Annotated in this window: 12 protein-coding genes, 2 tRNA genes and 3 pseudogenes; 16 read left to right on the top strand and 1 reads right to left on the bottom strand. The window is 68.0% G+C overall.

Annotated elements, in window-relative coordinates; translation table 11 throughout:
• Positions 1–3 precede the first annotated feature (3 nt).
• The 12 genes and pseudogenes from QN206_02835 (at position 4) to QN206_02780 (ending at position 9,268) form a co-directional block, all read left to right on the top strand.
• Positions 4–447 carry an OsmC family protein gene (locus QN206_02835; protein ID MDR7613738.1) on the top strand — a complete coding sequence of 148 codons (444 nt, stop codon included), beginning with the start codon at positions 4–6 and terminating at the stop codon, positions 445–447.
• A gap of 98 nt (positions 448–545) precedes the next feature.
• Positions 546–1,394 carry a Fe-S cluster assembly ATPase SufC gene (gene sufC, locus QN206_02830; GenBank protein ID MDR7613737.1) on the top strand — a complete coding sequence of 283 codons (849 nt, stop codon included), beginning with the start codon at positions 546–548 and terminating at the stop codon, positions 1,392–1,394.
• 13 nt (positions 1,395–1,407) lie between these two features.
• Positions 1,408–2,292: pseudogene (gene sufB, locus QN206_02825) on the top strand (Fe-S cluster assembly protein SufB).
• Positions 2,266–3,306: pseudogene (locus tag QN206_02820) on the top strand (LAGLIDADG family homing endonuclease). The pseudogenes sufB and QN206_02820 overlap by 27 nt, the downstream one beginning before the upstream one ends.
• Positions 3,307–3,828: pseudogene (locus QN206_02815) on the top strand (SufD family Fe-S cluster assembly protein). It abuts the pseudogene before it with no gap.
• Positions 3,825–5,171 (top strand): Fe-S cluster assembly protein SufD, encoded by a 1,347-nt coding sequence (sufD, locus tag QN206_02810; protein MDR7613736.1) that lies wholly within the window; start codon positions 3,825–3,827, stop codon positions 5,169–5,171. Before QN206_02815 ends, sufD begins: the two are co-directional and overlap by 4 nt.
• On the top strand, positions 5,168–5,521 hold the full coding sequence (locus QN206_02805; protein ID MDR7613735.1) for a non-heme iron oxygenase ferredoxin subunit: 354 nt from the start codon (positions 5,168–5,170) through the stop codon (positions 5,519–5,521). Before sufD ends, QN206_02805 begins: the two co-directional genes overlap by 4 nt.
• Before the next feature lie 8 nt (positions 5,522–5,529).
• On the top strand, positions 5,530–6,762 hold the full coding sequence (locus QN206_02800; GenBank protein MDR7613734.1) for a cysteine desulfurase: 1,233 nt from the start codon (positions 5,530–5,532) through the stop codon (positions 6,760–6,762).
• A gap of 3 nt (positions 6,763–6,765) precedes the next feature.
• Positions 6,766–7,230, top strand: a complete 465-nt coding sequence (locus QN206_02795; protein MDR7613733.1) for an SUF system NifU family Fe-S cluster assembly protein — start codon at positions 6,766–6,768, stop codon at positions 7,228–7,230.
• A 93-nt stretch (positions 7,231–7,323) separates the two neighbouring features.
• Positions 7,324–8,055, top strand: coding sequence for a DUF881 domain-containing protein (locus QN206_02790; GenBank protein MDR7613732.1), 732 nt, complete (start codon positions 7,324–7,326; stop codon positions 8,053–8,055).
• A 1,049-nt stretch (positions 8,056–9,104) separates the two neighbouring features.
• Positions 9,105–9,193: transfer RNA gene (locus tag QN206_02785), tRNA-Leu, on the top strand.
• Positions 9,194–9,268 (top strand) — tRNA-Val (locus QN206_02780). It abuts the tRNA gene before it with no gap.
• A 12-nt stretch (positions 9,269–9,280) separates the two neighbouring features.
• Here the strand turns inward: QN206_02780 and QN206_02775 are convergent.
• Positions 9,281–11,005: an FAD-binding protein gene (locus QN206_02775; protein ID MDR7613731.1), complete on the bottom strand. Its 1,725-nt coding sequence runs from the start codon at positions 11,003–11,005 to the stop codon at positions 9,281–9,283.
• Between the two features lie 145 nt (positions 11,006–11,150).
• Here QN206_02775 and QN206_02770 point away from each other — a divergent pair, with 145 nt between their 5' ends.
• The 4 genes from QN206_02770 to QN206_02755 form a co-directional block, all read left to right on the top strand.
• The gene (locus QN206_02770; protein ID MDR7613730.1) at positions 11,151–11,906 is read left to right on the top strand and encodes a glucose 1-dehydrogenase; all 756 of its coding nucleotides are present in this window, start codon (positions 11,151–11,153) and stop codon (positions 11,904–11,906) included.
• 166 nt (positions 11,907–12,072) lie between these two features.
• Positions 12,073–13,632, top strand: a complete 1,560-nt coding sequence (locus tag QN206_02765; protein MDR7613729.1) for a ferredoxin--nitrite reductase — start codon at positions 12,073–12,075, stop codon at positions 13,630–13,632.
• A 1-nt stretch (position 13,633) separates the two neighbouring features.
• Positions 13,634–14,458, top strand: coding sequence for a formate/nitrite transporter family protein (locus QN206_02760; protein MDR7613728.1), 825 nt, complete (start codon positions 13,634–13,636; stop codon positions 14,456–14,458).
• The coding region (locus tag QN206_02755) for an NAD(P)-dependent oxidoreductase (protein ID MDR7613727.1) at positions 14,455–14,628 on the top strand (174 nt) is incomplete at its 3' end. The genes QN206_02760 and QN206_02755, both read left to right, overlap by 4 nt.

Below are 14,628 nucleotides of genomic sequence, written 5' to 3'. Positions count from 1 at the left end.
AACATGCCGGAAATCATCCGGACGGCCACGGCCACGTGGACGGGGGACCTGCGCGGCGGCGTCGGCAAGGCCAGCACCCAGAGCGGGGCCCTGCGGGAAGTCCTCGTTACCTTCCCCTCCCGGTTCGAGCAGGGGGAGGGCAGCAACCCCGAGGAGCTCATCGCGGCCGCGCACGCCGCTTGCTTCAGCATGGCCCTCTCCGGCCGGCTCACCCAGCGGGGCATCCCCCCGCAGGAGATCCGTACGAGAGCCACCCTCACCCTCCAGACCGGGGAAGGAGGCCCCAGGATCACCAGGATCCACCTCGAGACCGAGGCAAGGGTCCCGGGCGCGGACGAGGCCACCTTCCGGCAGGCGGCGGAGGAGGCGAAGGAGGGTTGTCCCGTTTCCGCCCTGCTCAAGCCTGGACTCCAGGCCCTCACCCTGGATGCCCGGTTGTTGCCCTAGACGGTTTTCCTTGACCCCTCCGATCGGCACCCCTAGAATGGAACGGGGTGTTCTTGAGTAAAACACTCAAGAATCTTGGAGTCCCGGAGAGGATGGAGATGTCGGATCGGGCGCCGGATCTCGTGATTCGTAACCTGAGGGCGAAGGTGGAGGACCTGGACCGGGAGATCCTTCGGGGGGTCAACCTGGAGGTCCGCAAGGGCGAGATCCATGCCATCATGGGGCCCAACGGGTCGGGGAAGTCCACCCTGGCCAACGTGCTCATGGGGAACCCCTTCTACGTAATCACGGGAGGGGAAGTCCTGTACAAGGGCCGGGACCTCCTGGAGATGACCCCGGACGAGCGGGCCCGGGAGGGCCTGTTCATCGCCTTCCAGTACCCCGTGGCCATCCCCGGCGTGAACTTCGCCTCGTTCTTGCGCACCGCCCTGTCGGCCCGCCGGGGCTACGAGAACGAGCTCATCCCCGTGGCGGAGTTTCAGAAGATCCTGCGCGAGAAGCTGGAGCTGTTGAAGCTGGATCCCAGCATCATCACCCGCTACGTGAACGAGGGCTTCAGCGGGGGCGAGAAGAAGCGGGCGGAGATCCTGCAGATGGCCGTGCTGGAACCGGAGATGGCCATCCTGGACGAGACGGACTCTGGACTCGACATCGACGCGGTCCGGGTGGTGGCGGAGAACATCAACCGGCTGTTCGAGCAGGCCCAGGGCAACATGGGGATCGTGCTCATCACCCACTACTCCCGGATTCTCCAGTACGTCCGCCCCCATCACGTGCACGTGATGCTTGACGGGCGCATCGTCATCTCCGGAGGTCCGGAGCTGGCGGACGAGCTGGAGCAGACGGGCTACGAGGGGCTGCAGGCGCAGTTCGCGGAGGTGGCCGCGGCGACCCCCGGCGACCAGCCGGTCCGCCGCGCAGGTAAGGTGTTCTGGGTGGCGCACTGAGAGGAGGTGGACCATGGCGGCTGCGAACCCGCTCGGCATCGACCTGGACCAGTACAAGTGGGGCTTCCGGATGCCCGAGAACTACGTGTTCAAGTCCCGCAAGGGCTTGAGCCGGGAGGTGGTGGAGGAGATCTCCTACCTCAAGGGCGAGCCGGACTGGATGCGGGCCTTCCGGCTGCACAGCCTGGAGGTCTTCCTCAAGAAGCCCATGCCCACCTGGGGCCCGGACCTCTCGGGCATCGACTTCGACAACATCTACTACTACATCAAGCCCACAGACCGGCAGGCCCGCAGCTGGGACGACCTCCCGCCGGAGATCAAGGACACCTACGAGCGGTTGGGCATCCCGGAGGCGGAGCGGAAGTTCCTGGCGGGGGTAGGCGCCCAGTACGAGTCCGAGGTGGTCTACCACCGCCTGAAGGAGGAATGGGAGAAGCTCGGGGTCATCTTCGTGGACACGGACACCGCGGTGAAGAAGTACCCGGACCTCGTGCGGGAGTACTTCGGCACCGTGGTACCTCCGGAGGACAACAAGTTCGCGGCCCTGAACTCCGCGGTGTGGTCTGGAGGATCCTTCATCTACGTGCCGGAAGGGGTGAAGGTGGACATCCCCCTGCAGGCCTACTTCCGGATCAACGCGGAGAACGTGGGACAGTTCGAGCGGACCCTCATCATCGTGGAGCGGGGGGCCTACGTCCACTACGTGGAGGGCTGTACGGCCCCCATCTACACCACCGACTCCCTGCACAGCGCGGTGGTGGAGATCATCGTGAAGGAGGGAGCCCGCTGCCGGTACACCACCATCCAGAACTGGTCCAAGAACGTCTACAACCTGGTCACCAAGCGCGCCGTGGCCTACCGGGACGCCACCATGGAGTGGGTCGACGGGAATCTGGGCTGCCTGACCTCCGACGCCCGGGTGCTCCTGAACAACGACGTGAAGCCCATCGCGCAGGTGGAGCCAGGAGACACGGTGTACACCGTGGACGCGGAGCTGAACCTGGTGCGGCGGAAGGTGCTCGCCAAGCGGTACAGCGGTCGGCAGCCGGTGTTCCGGCTGCGCACGGCGAACCACCGGGAGATCCGGGCCACCGCAAACCACCCGTTCCTGACCCTGCGTCGAGAGGGCCGCCACGCCTTCCTGACCTGGGCCCGGCTGGACCAGCTCCAGCCCGGGGACTGGGTGGCCATCGCCGGTGACGTGCCGGACAGCGGGCGGCCGGCGGTGTTTGAGCCCTTGGCACGTCGGGGCATGAAGGAAGTCCGGCTGCCGACCGAGAGCACCGAGGATCTCCTGTGGGTTCTGGGCCTGTACCTGGCAGACGGGTACCTGGACGGCTCCCGGGTGTGCTTCGCGGTGCCCGAGGGCGATCGGGCGTACGGGCGGCTCGTGGAGCTGTTGCGGTCCCTGTTCGGCGTCGAGGCGCGGCCCCACGGCAACGCGGTCCGGGTGAACTCCGTGGACCTGGTGGAGTGGTTCCGGGCCCGCGGGCTGGCGGGACGCGCCGCGGAGAAGCGGGTCCCCCAGTGGGTCTACCGCCTCCCCAAGGCCCAGCGGCTGGCCTTCCTGGAGGGCTACCTCGCAGGTGACGGCTACCGGCGGAAGGGACACAAGAACCTGTCCGTCACCAGTGTGAGCCGTGCCCTCCTGGAAGACGTGAAGGCGCTGGCGATCTCCTGCGGGCTGGACGCCCGGAAGATCTCCCGGTGGAGTCGGGTGGAGCGCAAGCCTCTGGGCAGGGATGCCCGCGAGTACGTGCACTACTTCCTTTACTTCGGCGACCAGCCCTTCACCCACCCCGTGCACTTCTCGCCGGTGGCGGAGATCGAACCCGCGGGCGTGGAGGACACCTGGGACCTCGAGATCGACGGCACCCACAACTTCGTGGCCAACGGCTTCGTGGTGCACAACAGCAAGATCACCATGAAGTACCCCTCCGTGTACCTGGTGGAGCCGGGGGCGAAGGGGGAGATCCTGTCCGTGGCCTTCGCGGGTGCGGGCCAGCACCAGGATCCGGGCGGCAAGGTCATCCATGCAGCCCCCTACACCCAGTCGTCCATCGTGAGCAAGTCCATCAGCAAGGACGGTGGGCGCGCCGGCTACCGGGGCCTGGTGAAAGTGTACAAGGGCGCCAAGGGCAGCAAGTGCGCGGTCCGGTGCGACGCCCTCATCCTGGACGACCGCTCCCGCTCGGACACCTACCCCACCATGGAGATCGACGAGGAGGACGTCCAGATCACCCACGAGGCCACGGTGTCCAAGGTGAGCGACGAGCAGCTGTTCTACCTCATGAGCCGCGGGATCCGGGAGGACGAGGCGATGAACATGATCGTGCGGGGCTTCATCGAGCCCATCGCCAAGGAGCTGCCCCTGGAGTACGCGGTGGAGCTGAACCGGCTCATCGCCCTGGAGATGGAGGGCTCCGTGGGATGAGCGAGACGGTGGTTCAGGCGCTCTCCGAGGTCTGGGCAGATCCCGGGTGGTTGTGGAGGCTTCGCGCCCGGGCCCTGCGCGCATTCGAAACCTTGTCCCTCCCCGGTCCCACGGAGGAGGCGTGGCGACGCACGCCCCCGGAATGGCTGTTCCGGGAGGAGCTCCGGCCCGCGGTGGAGGAGGCCACCCACGCACCCCTTCCGCCGGAGGTCGCCGACACCCTGGCGGTGGTGGGGGATCGGTCCGGGACCGTGGTCAACCGGAACGGTGCCCCCCTCCTCGTGGCGTTGGATCCTGACCTGCGGAGGAAGGGCGTGATCTTCGCGGACCTGCGCACCGCGGTCCGGGAGCACCCGGAGCTCCTCGAGCGGTTCCTGGGCTCCGTGGTCCCCCCGGAGGAGAGCAAGTTCACCGCCCAGCACGCGGCCTACTTGAGCGGCGGGATGGTGTTGTACGTGCCGCGGAACGTGGAGGTGTCCAAGCCTTTCGTGTGCGTGGAGTGGCTGGAAGGAGCGGGGATCGCGCTGTTCCCCCACGTGCTGGTGATCCTGGAAGAGGGTGCGCAGGCCACCCTCGTACAGTTCTGGCGATCCCGTTCCGACGCCGGGGGGATCGTCAACCTCGCCGCGGAGGTGGTGCTGGGCAACGCGAGCCGACTGCGGCACGCCAGCGTCCAGGAGTGGGGCCCCGAGGTCCGGGAGTTCGGGGTGATCCGGACGGAGGTGGGCCGGGATGCGAGCCTGGCCAGTCTTGTGGGTGCCTTCGGGGGGAACGTGGTGAAGGACTTCGTGCAGGTGCACCTCCGGGGACCGGGTGGGTCCAGCGAGATGTTGGGCGCCTTCTTTGCCGCGGATCGCCAGCACTACGACTACCACACCCTGCAGGAGCACTTCGCCCCGCACACCACCAGCGACCTCCTGTACAAGAACGCGGTGCTGGACGCGGCCCGGTCCATCTTCGCGGGGCTCATCCGGGTGCACCCGGGGGCCCAGCGTACCAACGCCTTTCAGTCAAACCGCAACCTCCTTCTCTCCCCGGAGGCCCGGGCGGACAGCAAGCCGGAGCTGGAGATCATGGCCAACGACCTCCGGTGCACGCACGGCTCCGCGGTGAGCCGTCTGGACGAGCAGCACGTGTTCTACCTGCAGACCCGGGGCCTCACCCGGCAGCAGGCGGTGCACATGATGGTGGAAGGGTTCTTCAGCGAGGTACTGGACCGCCTGCCCCTGGAGGACCTCCGGCTGCATCTGGAGCAGCTTGTGGCGCGGAAGATGGGGGCGGAAGCACCCCTTGGCCGGGTGACGGCCCTGCGGGCGTTGCTGGAGGAGGCGACCCGACGATGAGCCGGGAGCGGGAGGCCTTCGTGCGGGTGGCGAAGACGAGCGAGATCCCCCCGGGTCGGGGTCGGGCCTTCGAGGTGGCGGGAAGGCGGATTGCGGTCTATAATCTCGGGGGCCGGTTCTATGCCATTGACGACCGGTGCACGCACGAAGAAGCATGGCTCTCGGAGGGACCCGTGATGGGAGAGATGGCGGTGTGTCCCCGCCACGGCTCCCGCTTCCACATCCCCACGGGGCAGGTGAAGTCCCTGCCCGCGGTCCGCAATGTGGCCACCTATGAGGTCCGGGTGGAGGGGGAAGAGGTGTACGTGAACCCCACCCCACGGGTGCGCGCCGGTCGGATCCACGAATAGGAGGGGGCATGCCCCTGCCCACAGACGTCCGAAAGGATTTCCCCTTGCTCCAGCGGGAGCTGGATGGGAAGCCCCTAGTTTACCTGGACAGCGCCGCCACCTCGCAGAAACCCAGGGTTGTCCTGGAGGCCCTGGCGGAGTATTACCGGACCTACAACGCCAACGTGCACCGGGGCCTGTACCGCATCGCGGAGCAGGCCACTTGCGCATACGAGGAAGCCCGCGCCAAGGTGGCGGCCTTCGTGGGCGCGCGTCCTGAAGAGGTCATCTTCGTACGGGGGACCACGGAGGGGATCAACCTGGTGGCGTATGCCTACGGTCGGGCCCACGTGCGGGAGGGAGACGAGATCCTGACGACGGAGATGGAGCACCACAGCAACCTCGTCCCCTGGCAGATGCTGGCCCAGGAACGGGGCGCGCGTCTGAGGATCCTCCCCCTCCGGGAGGATGGGACCCTGGATCTAGAGCAGCTGGATCGCCTGCTCACGGAGCGCACTCGGATCGTGGCCGTCACCCACCAGTCCAACGTGCTCGGCACCATCAATCCCATCCGCGCCATCGCGGATCGGGCCCACGCGGCGGGCGCCGTGGTGGTGGTGGACGGAGCCCAGAGTGTGCCGCACATGCCCGTCGACGTGCGGGAACTCGGCTGCGACTTCCTGGCCTTCAGCGGGCACAAGATGTGCGGTCCCACGGGGATCGGCGTGCTGTGGGGCCGCCTGGAGCTCCTGGAGGCCATGCCCCCCTTCCACGGCGGGGGGGAGATGATCGAGCGGGTGGAGCTGGAGCGGTCCACCTACAAGCCTCCCCCGCACCGTTTCGAGGCGGGGACTCCGAACATCGCGGACGCCATCGCCCTGGGGGTGGCCGTGGACTACCTCCGGGGGATCGGCATGGAGGCCATCCGGGCCCACGAGAAGCAGCTGGTGCGGTATGCCCTCGCCCAGCTGGGGGAGGTGGAGGGCGTACGCGTCTACGGCCCCCGGGATCCGGAGGTCCGAGGGGGAGCGGTGGCCTTCACCCTGGAGGGGGTACACCCCCACGACGTGGCCCAGGTGCTCGACAGCGAGGCCATCTGTGTGCGGGCAGGGCATCACTGTGCCCAGCCCCTGCACCGGAAGCTGGGCGTTCAGAGCACCACCCGGGCCAGCGTCTACCTGTACAACACGCCGGAGGACGTGGACGCCCTGGTGCGGGGGCTGGAGAAAGTCAAGGCCTTCTTCGGCCTGCGGCGGACGTAGCCCATGCTGGACGAGCTTTACCGGGAGATCATCCTCGAGCACTACACCCATCCCCGGAATCGGGGGCGGCTGGAGCCCGCAGACATCGTCGTCGAGGGAGCCAACCCCTCCTGCGGGGATGAGATCAGCGTCTACGCCCGGGTGGAGGACGGGGTGATCCAGGACATCCGGTTTGAGGGCCGGGGGTGTTCCATCAGCCAGGCCTCCGCCTCCATGATGACGGAGCAGGTCCGGGGCAAGTCCCTGCAGGAGGTGAAGGCCCTCATCGAGGAGTTCAAGGGGATGATGCAGGGCCGGCCCGCGGAGGAAGGCCGTCTGGGGGATCTCGTGGCGTTGCAGGGGGTTCGGAGGTTTCCCGTGCGGGTGAAGTGCGCCACCCTGGCCTGGATGGCCCTGCTGCAGGGCGTGCGGGAGTATGAGTCCGGAAGGCACACGGTGGTCACCGCGTCCACGGAGGATGAGCTGTAGCCCTTTCCCTTTCCGCGCCCGGTTCCCGGTACACTAAGAGCACGTGAGGGAGACGTCCGAAACGCAAGACCGACCCCTCCCGGAGGAGCCAGCGTGCGTGGGGAAGCGGGAGAACGTGGGCGTGCGCAGGTGGCCCAGGGCATGGCCTTCCTGAGCCTGCTGCTCATGGGGTTCCTCGCGGTGGCCCAGCTGCGGGCGGGCCGGAAGGTCTCCGAAGCGCCGGAGGTCCGCACCCGAAACCTCTACGCCCTGGCCACCATGCTGCGGCGGGAGCGGGAGGTCCGGGGGCGGCTGGAGGCGGAAGTGGCGCAGCTCCGGACCCAATTGGAGCAGTACGAGCGGGCACAGGCGGAAGGTCAGAGCATCGCCGCCTCCCTGCGGGCCCAGGTGGAGCAGCTCCGTCTGGCACTGGGACTCGTGCGGGTGACGGGGCCCGGTGTGGTGGTGCGGGTCTCCGCGCCGAAGAACCTCCCCCCGCAGGGCCCCGTTCTCGTCCAGTATCAGGACCTGGTGGCGATCGCCAATGAGCTGTGGGCCGCGGGGGCGGAGGCCATGGCGGTGAACGGCCAGCGGATCACCGCCACCAGCGGTTTCTCCCAGGTGGGAGGGACCATCCTGGTGAACCTACAGCGTCTGACCCCGCCCTATGAGATCGCGGCCATCGGAGATCCGGCCACCCTGGAGGGCGCCCTGACCATCCGAGGGGGACTCGTGGAAGGGCTGCGGGGGCTGGGCCTGGAGATCCGGATCGAACGGCGAGAGCACCTGGAGCTCCCTCCGTACAGAGGCGCCTTCGAGTTCCGGTACGCGAGGCCCGGGAAGTGACCTACGACGTGCTCGTGGCGGGCGCTTCCTTCGCGGGGCTCGCGGTGGCGCAACAGGTCCGGGGGCGCGTGCTGTTGGTGGATCGATCCCCCGTGGGCGCGCATCAAACCTCCGCGTGCGGCGCCCCTGTCTCCCTCCTCCGGGCCCTGGGGGCGGAGGAGGCCATCCTGCAGGTTCACCGCCGGATCGTGGTGCACACGCCCCGGAACACCTGCGTCTGGCCGCTCCACGGAGAGCCCTTCTGTACCTTCGATTACCGCCTCTTCTGCCAGCTGGCCCTGCGCCGTACAGAGGCGGAGTTCGTGCAGGCTTCCGTGCAGGGCGTGGAGGGAACGACCGTGCACACCTCGGCCGGCTCCTTCCGGGCGCGGCTGTTGGCGGATTGCACGGGGTGGCGGGCCGCCCTTCTCCGAGCTGTGGGCGGCGGCTTTCAACGACGGCGCTGGCTGGGGTTCGGGCTGGAGACGGAGGTCCCGGGCACTTTCCCGGAGGGTCTGCACTTCTTCTTGCCGGAAATCCTCCCGGACGGGTACGCCTGGGCGTTCCCCTGCGGGGAGCGCGTCCGCCTGGGCGTGCTCTCCTATCTTGGGCGGACCCGGGTGCGGGAGGACCTGGAGCGGTTCGTCCACCGGTTCGGCCTCAAGCCCCAGGGCTGTCACGGCGGCTACCTCGGGTTCGGGGTGCGCGATCCCGTGGTGGGATCCGTGTTCGGTGTGGGGGACGCGGCCGGGCAGTGTCTCCCCCTCACGGGCGAGGGGATCCGGTCCGCGGTGCATGCGGGGTGGCTGGTCGGGCGGCTCTTCCAGCGGATCCTGGAGGGACGGTGCACCGTGGAGTGGGCTCGCGACCGGTATCGAGCCTATGTGGCCGCCCAGCGAAGGAGGGTGGGCTTTCTGACGCTGGCGACCTGGGCCGTCCTACACCTTCCCGCCGGGGCCGTGGAGCTCGCGGTGCGTGCCTTCACTTGGCCTCCCCTCCGCCGAAGGTTCCTGAAAGAATACTTCACCACCTTCGGGCCAAGCCTGCCCTCCGGTATACTGGAGGGCGGAGCCGGGGTGGCGGAACTGGCAGACGCGGCGGACTCAAACTCCGCTGGCCTCCAACGGCCGTGTGGGTTCGACTCCCGCCCCCGGCACCAGGGCGGATAGCTCAGTGGGAGAGCACGTCCCTTACAAGGACGGGGTCGCAGGTTCGAGTCCTGCTCCGCCCACCACCTAAAGCCCGCTCATGGTAAGGATTCCATCCCGGGGATCGTCTCAGACGGAACGGCATCCAGATGACCTGCGCTCGATCGCAAACGCTGGACGGCGTGGAGCATGGAGATGTAGGCGAAGACACAGGCTGGGCCCAGGGTGGCTCCTGGCCCTGGATAGGTACGACCCATCACGGAGGCGCTGGTGTTCCCCGCTGCGTAGAGCCCCGCGATGGGAGTCCCGTCCTCCCGCAGCACGCGGCCCCAGGCGTCCGTGAGCAGCCCTCCCTTGGTCCCGAGATCCCCGGGATACACCGCGGTGGCGTAGAACGGGGGTCGATCCAGAGGGCCCAGGTTGGGATTGGGACGGACCCGGGGATCCCCGTAGTAGTTGTCGTAGGCGCTCTCCCCTCGATGGAAATCCTCGTCCCGCCCCGTCCGGGCCATTCGGTTGAAACGTTCCACGGTGCGCACGAGACCCTCGGGATCAATCCCACACCGGCGTGCCAGCTCGTGTAGACCGGAGGCTCGCACGAGGAACCCTGGGCCGGTGGCGGAGGCAGGGGTGAAGCCAGGGGGGAGCAGGCCGAACGGATAGAAGCGACGGTGCTTCGCATCGATGATGAGCCAGGCGGGGATGGCGGGAACCTCCCGGTGGCGCTCGTACTGCCGGTGGCCGCAGTCCACATAGGAAGCGGACTCGTTCATGAACCGCTGTCCGCTTGCGTCCACGATGAGGGAGAAGGGAAGCGAGCGCTCCCACAACAGAAAGAGAGGCCGGCCCTGCGGGGTGAGGGCGGTGGGTCCCCACCAGGCATCGTCCATGAGGGCCACCGCAGCGCCGATGGCCTGGGCCGCCCGGATGGCGTCCCCCGTATCCGCCGGGGCCGCGGAGGTCCATGCGGTGGAGATGGGGTGCGGGTGGTACCGTTCCCGCATCTCCTGGTTGTGCGCGAAGCCGCCGGCCGCGAGGAGCACACCCCCACGGGCCCGGATCCGTACGGACCGGTGGTGGTGCCGCACCTCGGCCCCCACTACGCGCCCGTCCTCCACCACGAGCTCCAGGAGAGGGCTCTCCACCCAGATGGGGACGCCGCGCTGCAGCACGAGCCACAGGAGCTGTCCCACGAGCGACAGCCCCATGGTGAGTGGGATGCGACCGCGGAGGCGATGGGCGGCCCACCGCCCTAGGACCCGCAGGGCCGCGAGCATCCCGCGGGGCGTCCGCCGCATCAAGGCGAAGGCGGCGGCCTCGTTGGTGTGCAGGGGAAGGGCAGGCAGGCTGGGATGACGGTGGAGACGGGGGAGCCAGGGCCCCAGCAGCCGACCATCGAAGATGGCCCCCTCAATGGCGCGACCCGCGATGGAGGCTCCGGGCCGGTCCGGGTAATAATCGGGGTATCCCCGCGCCGCGCGCCATCGGAACCCCAGCCGCTGCAGGAATTCCACCATCCGCGGCCCGTACTCGAGAAAGGCCCTGCGACGCTCCGGCGAGGAGGCCGGGCCCACCTCACCTACCACGTGGTCGAGGTAGGTGAGAGCAGCTTCTAGAGAATCCTGGACCCCCGCGGCACGGCTTACGGGGTTGTTGGGAATCCACAGCCCGCCTCCGGACCACGCGGTGGTTCCCCCCACGAACGCGGTTTTCTCCACGATGAGGGGTTCGAAGCCGTGCTCCTTAACGACGAGGGCTCCGACGAGCCCCGCCGCACCGCTGCCCACGATCAGCACATCGGTCTGGTAATCGAAATCCGACACGGCCCCGGCCTCCGGATGGGATCTGGTTCCAAACATGCATCCACGCCTTGATGGTGAGACGGAACGGGAGCGTGGGGCAAGAAGGTGTCCTACGTCGGAGGCTTCGGTACACTGGAGGTGGAAACCGGTGTGGGGAGGATGCCCCATGAAGCTTGCGGGAAAGGTAGCGCTCATCACGGGGGCGGGGGCAGGGATCGGAAGGGCCATCGCCGTCCTGTTCGCCGAAGAAGGAGCCGCGGTGGTGGTCTCGGACCTCGTGGCCGAGCGGGTGGAGACCACGGTGGGAGCCCTCCGGGAGCAGGGGCGGAAGGCAGCGGGGGTGGTGGGGGACGTCTCTTCGGAGGCGGATGCGGATCGGATGGTGGAAAGCGCCATCCGGGAATTCGGCCGTCTGGACGTTCTGGTCAACAACGCGGGGATCATGGACCGGTTCCTGCCGGCGGCGGAGACGCCCACGGACCTGTGGAGGCGGGTGATGGGCGTGAACCTGGAAGGGCCGTTCTTCCTTTGCCGGCGGGCCCTCGGACACATGCTGGATCAGGGGGGCGGGGTGATCGTGAACATCTCCTCCGTGGCGGGGTTCCTGGGAGGCCGGGCAGGCGTGGCCTACACGGTCTCCAAGCACGCCCTCATCGGCCTCACCCGTCACATCGCCCAGCACTACGGGGCTCGGAACATCCGGTGCAACGTCATCTGCCCCGGCGCCATCCAGACAGGGATTCCGTTGGGCGGTGAGCCACACGCGGAAGCCATGCAGCGGGTCATGGGGTTGATGTCCTACCTGCCACGTCCGGGCCAGCCGGAGGAGGTCGCCCGGGTCGCCCTGTTCCTGGCGAGCGAGGAGGCCAGCTACGTGAACGGAGCGGTTCTCGTGGTGGACGGAGGATGGACGGCGATATGAAAACGACAGAGGGGATTGACAACCCCCTGGCGTTTGCCCTATAAGCACGGGTAAAGGCTTGCCCGCCCGGTTGCGGGCGCAGGCCCTGTAGCCTGAAAAGCCGGCCGTGAGGCCCCAAGCGGAATTCCGCTTGGGGCCTTCTATTTTTGCCGAGGAGGGAGGCCTTATGGAGCTGCGCACGCGGCCGACGAACGCCATCGAGCGCCTGAAGGCGGAAAAGGACGGCCTGGAGGTGGGCCCGGACATTCCCCGGTTCGCCGCGCTCGGCTGGGAACGGATCCCCAAGGACGACGTGGAGCGGCTGAAGTGGTACGGCATTTTTCTGCGCCGGCAGAGTGAAGGTGAACCCGGGTACTTCATGATGCGCATCCGCATCCCCAACGGGATGGCCACCGCCGCGCAGGTACAGGAACTCGGCACCATCAGCCAGAAGTTGGGACGTGGGATCGCGGACATCACCACCCGCCAACAGGTGCAGCTGCGGTGGATCCGGATCGAGGATGTGCCCGAGATCCTGGAACGGCTGCGGCGGGTGGGGCTTACGACCCTGCAGACGGGCATGGACAACGTGCGCAACGTGGTGGGGTGTCCTCTCGCCGGCGTGGTGCGCACGGAGCTCTTCGACGCTTCCCCCGTGGTGCGCGCGTTTACGGAGCGCGTGGTGGGGAACCGCGCCTACACGAACCTGCCGAGGAAGTTCAATGTGACCATCACGGGGTGTGTGGAGAACTGTACCCACGCGGAGACCCAGGATCTGGCCCTGGTTCCCGCTGTCCGGGAGAAGGGTGAACTCGTGCAGCTCGGATTCAACGTGCTGGTGGGCGGGAAGATGGGGTCCGGTGGGTACCGGATCGCTTCGCCGCTGGACGCGTTCGTCACACGGGAGCAGGCCCCCGAGGTGTGTGCGGCCGTCGTGGCCGTCTTCCGGGACCACGGGCCACGGGAATCCCGTGGCAAGGCCCGCCTGAGTTTTTTGCTGGACGCCTGGGGCGTGGGACGTTTCCGGGCCGCGGTGGAGGAGTACCTGGGGTACCGCCTTCCGCGTGCAGGGCGGGATGCCCGCCGGCTCGACCACCGCGATCACCTGGGGATCATCCCGCAAAAACAGGACGGTCTGTACGCGGTGGGGCTCTGCGTGCCCGTGGGGCGGTTGCGGGCCGAGCAGCTGCTGGAGCTTGCGCGGTTGAGTGAGAGGTACGGAGCAGGAGAGGTGCGGTTCACGCCAAGCCAGAACGTCATCCTCCCGCACGTGCCAGAATCCCGGCTTGGCGCCCTCCTCGAGGAACCCCTCCTGCGGGAACTCCCTCCAGACCCTCCCCCTGTTCTCCGGGGTCTCGTGAGCTGCACGGGCACGGACTACTGCAACCTCGCCCTCGTGGACACCAAGCGCCGGGCCCTCGCCCTTGCCCGCTCGCTACAGGAGCGCGTGAGCCGGCCGGTGACCGTGCACTGGTCCGGGTGCCCCGCGGGCTGCGGGAACCACGAGGTCGCGGACATCGGGCTCGTGGGCAAGAAGGTTCGAATCGGGGAGGAGGTGGTGGAAGCCGTGGACGTATACGTGGGGGGAAGCAGCGGCCCTCGGCCCACGCCCGCCCTGAAGCTCCTGGAGGACGTCCCGTGCGATGCCCTGGAGCCGGTCCTGGAGGCCCTCATGCGCTATGGGAGCTTCGAGGAGATCCGGGCACGACTGAGGGTTCCCGTCGTGGTGGAAGGAGAGGAGGGGTGAGATGACCTACGTGATGCCCGATCGCGTCGTCCAGAATATGGTGCAGGCGGGGGCGACGAAGGCCCGGTTGCGGGTCTGGGACCTGCTGATCCGGGGATTCCTCTCCGGGGCGCTTCTGGGCTTCGCCACCACCCTCGCCCTCACCGCGCAGCTCCAGACACGGATCCCCTTGGCGGGAGCCCTTGTCTTTCCCGTGGGGTTCGTCATGATCGTCCTCCTGGGGTTGGAGCTCGTGACGGGAAACTTCGCGCTCGTGCCGCTCGCGGTCCTGGAGAGGCGCGCGGGGTTCCCAGATCTCCTGCGGAATTGGGGCTGGGTGTTCCTGGGGAACCTCCTGGGCGGGATGGCCTACGCGGCGCTGTTCGTGGCCACCGTGGCGCCGGGATCCGAGATGGCCAGGATGCTCGCGACGGTGGCGGAAGCGAAGACTCTGGGATACGCGCGGCTGGGTTTTGTGGGCCTGCGGATGGCCTTCACAAAGGCCGTCCTCTGCAACTGGATGGTGACCCTGGGAGTGGTCCTCTCGTTCACCTCTCAGAGCACGGGAGGCAAGATCGCGGCTATGTGGCTGCCCATAATGACCTTTTTCGGTCAGGGCTTCGAGCACTCCGTGGTGAACATGTTCGTGATCCCCGCGGGGATCCTCACCGGAGCGCCGGTTTCGGTGGGGGAGTGGTGGGGATGGAACCAGATCCCGGTCACCTTGGGGAACGTGGTGGGCGGGATGCTCTTCACGGGACTGGCCCTGTATGCCACGCATGGGCGGACCCCCGGCGAGGTCTCCCCGCCGGTTCCCGAACCGGTCCTGCGCGAGGCGGAGGGATGAAGGCGGTGTACTACCCGGTGATGCTGGATGTGCGGGGGAGGCGGTGCGTGGTGGTGGGTGGGGGTGCCCTTGCTGAGGGGAAGGTGGTTCAGCTTCTGGAGGTCGGTGCAGAGGTGGTCGTGGTGAGCCCGGAGGTGACCGACCGGATCCGCCGGTGGGCGGAGGAAGGT

Source organism: Armatimonadota bacterium, from assembly GCA_031460175.1.
GTDB lineage: Bacteria > Sysuimicrobiota > Sysuimicrobiia > Sysuimicrobiales > Sysuimicrobiaceae > Sysuimicrobium > Sysuimicrobium tengchongense.
The sequence above is the reverse complement of the archived record's forward strand: the minus strand, read 5'-3'. Positions and strand labels throughout refer to the sequence as shown.

Excerpts from the sequence above, each read along its gene's own strand:
- QN206_02765 (MDR7613729.1), top strand. The coding sequence starts at position 12,073 with ATGGAGCTGCGCACGCGGCCGACGAACGCCATCGAGCGCCTGAAGGCG.
- sufD (MDR7613736.1), top strand. The coding sequence starts at position 3,825 with ATGAGCGAGACGGTGGTTCAGGCGCTCTCCGAGGTCTGGGCAGATCCC.
- QN206_02800 (MDR7613734.1), top strand. The coding sequence starts at position 5,530 with ATGCCCCTGCCCACAGACGTCCGAAAGGATTTCCCCTTGCTCCAGCGG.
- QN206_02770 (MDR7613730.1), top strand. The coding sequence starts at position 11,151 with ATGAAGCTTGCGGGAAAGGTAGCGCTCATCACGGGGGCGGGGGCAGGG.
- QN206_02795 (MDR7613733.1), top strand. The coding sequence starts at position 6,766 with ATGCTGGACGAGCTTTACCGGGAGATCATCCTCGAGCACTACACCCAT.
- sufC (MDR7613737.1), top strand. The coding sequence starts at position 546 with ATGTCGGATCGGGCGCCGGATCTCGTGATTCGTAACCTGAGGGCGAAG.
- QN206_02760 (MDR7613728.1), top strand. The coding sequence starts at position 13,634 with ATGACCTACGTGATGCCCGATCGCGTCGTCCAGAATATGGTGCAGGCG.
- QN206_02835 (MDR7613738.1), top strand. The coding sequence starts at position 4 with ATGCCGGAAATCATCCGGACGGCCACGGCCACGTGGACGGGGGACCTG.
- QN206_02805 (MDR7613735.1), top strand. The coding sequence starts at position 5,168 with ATGAGCCGGGAGCGGGAGGCCTTCGTGCGGGTGGCGAAGACGAGCGAG.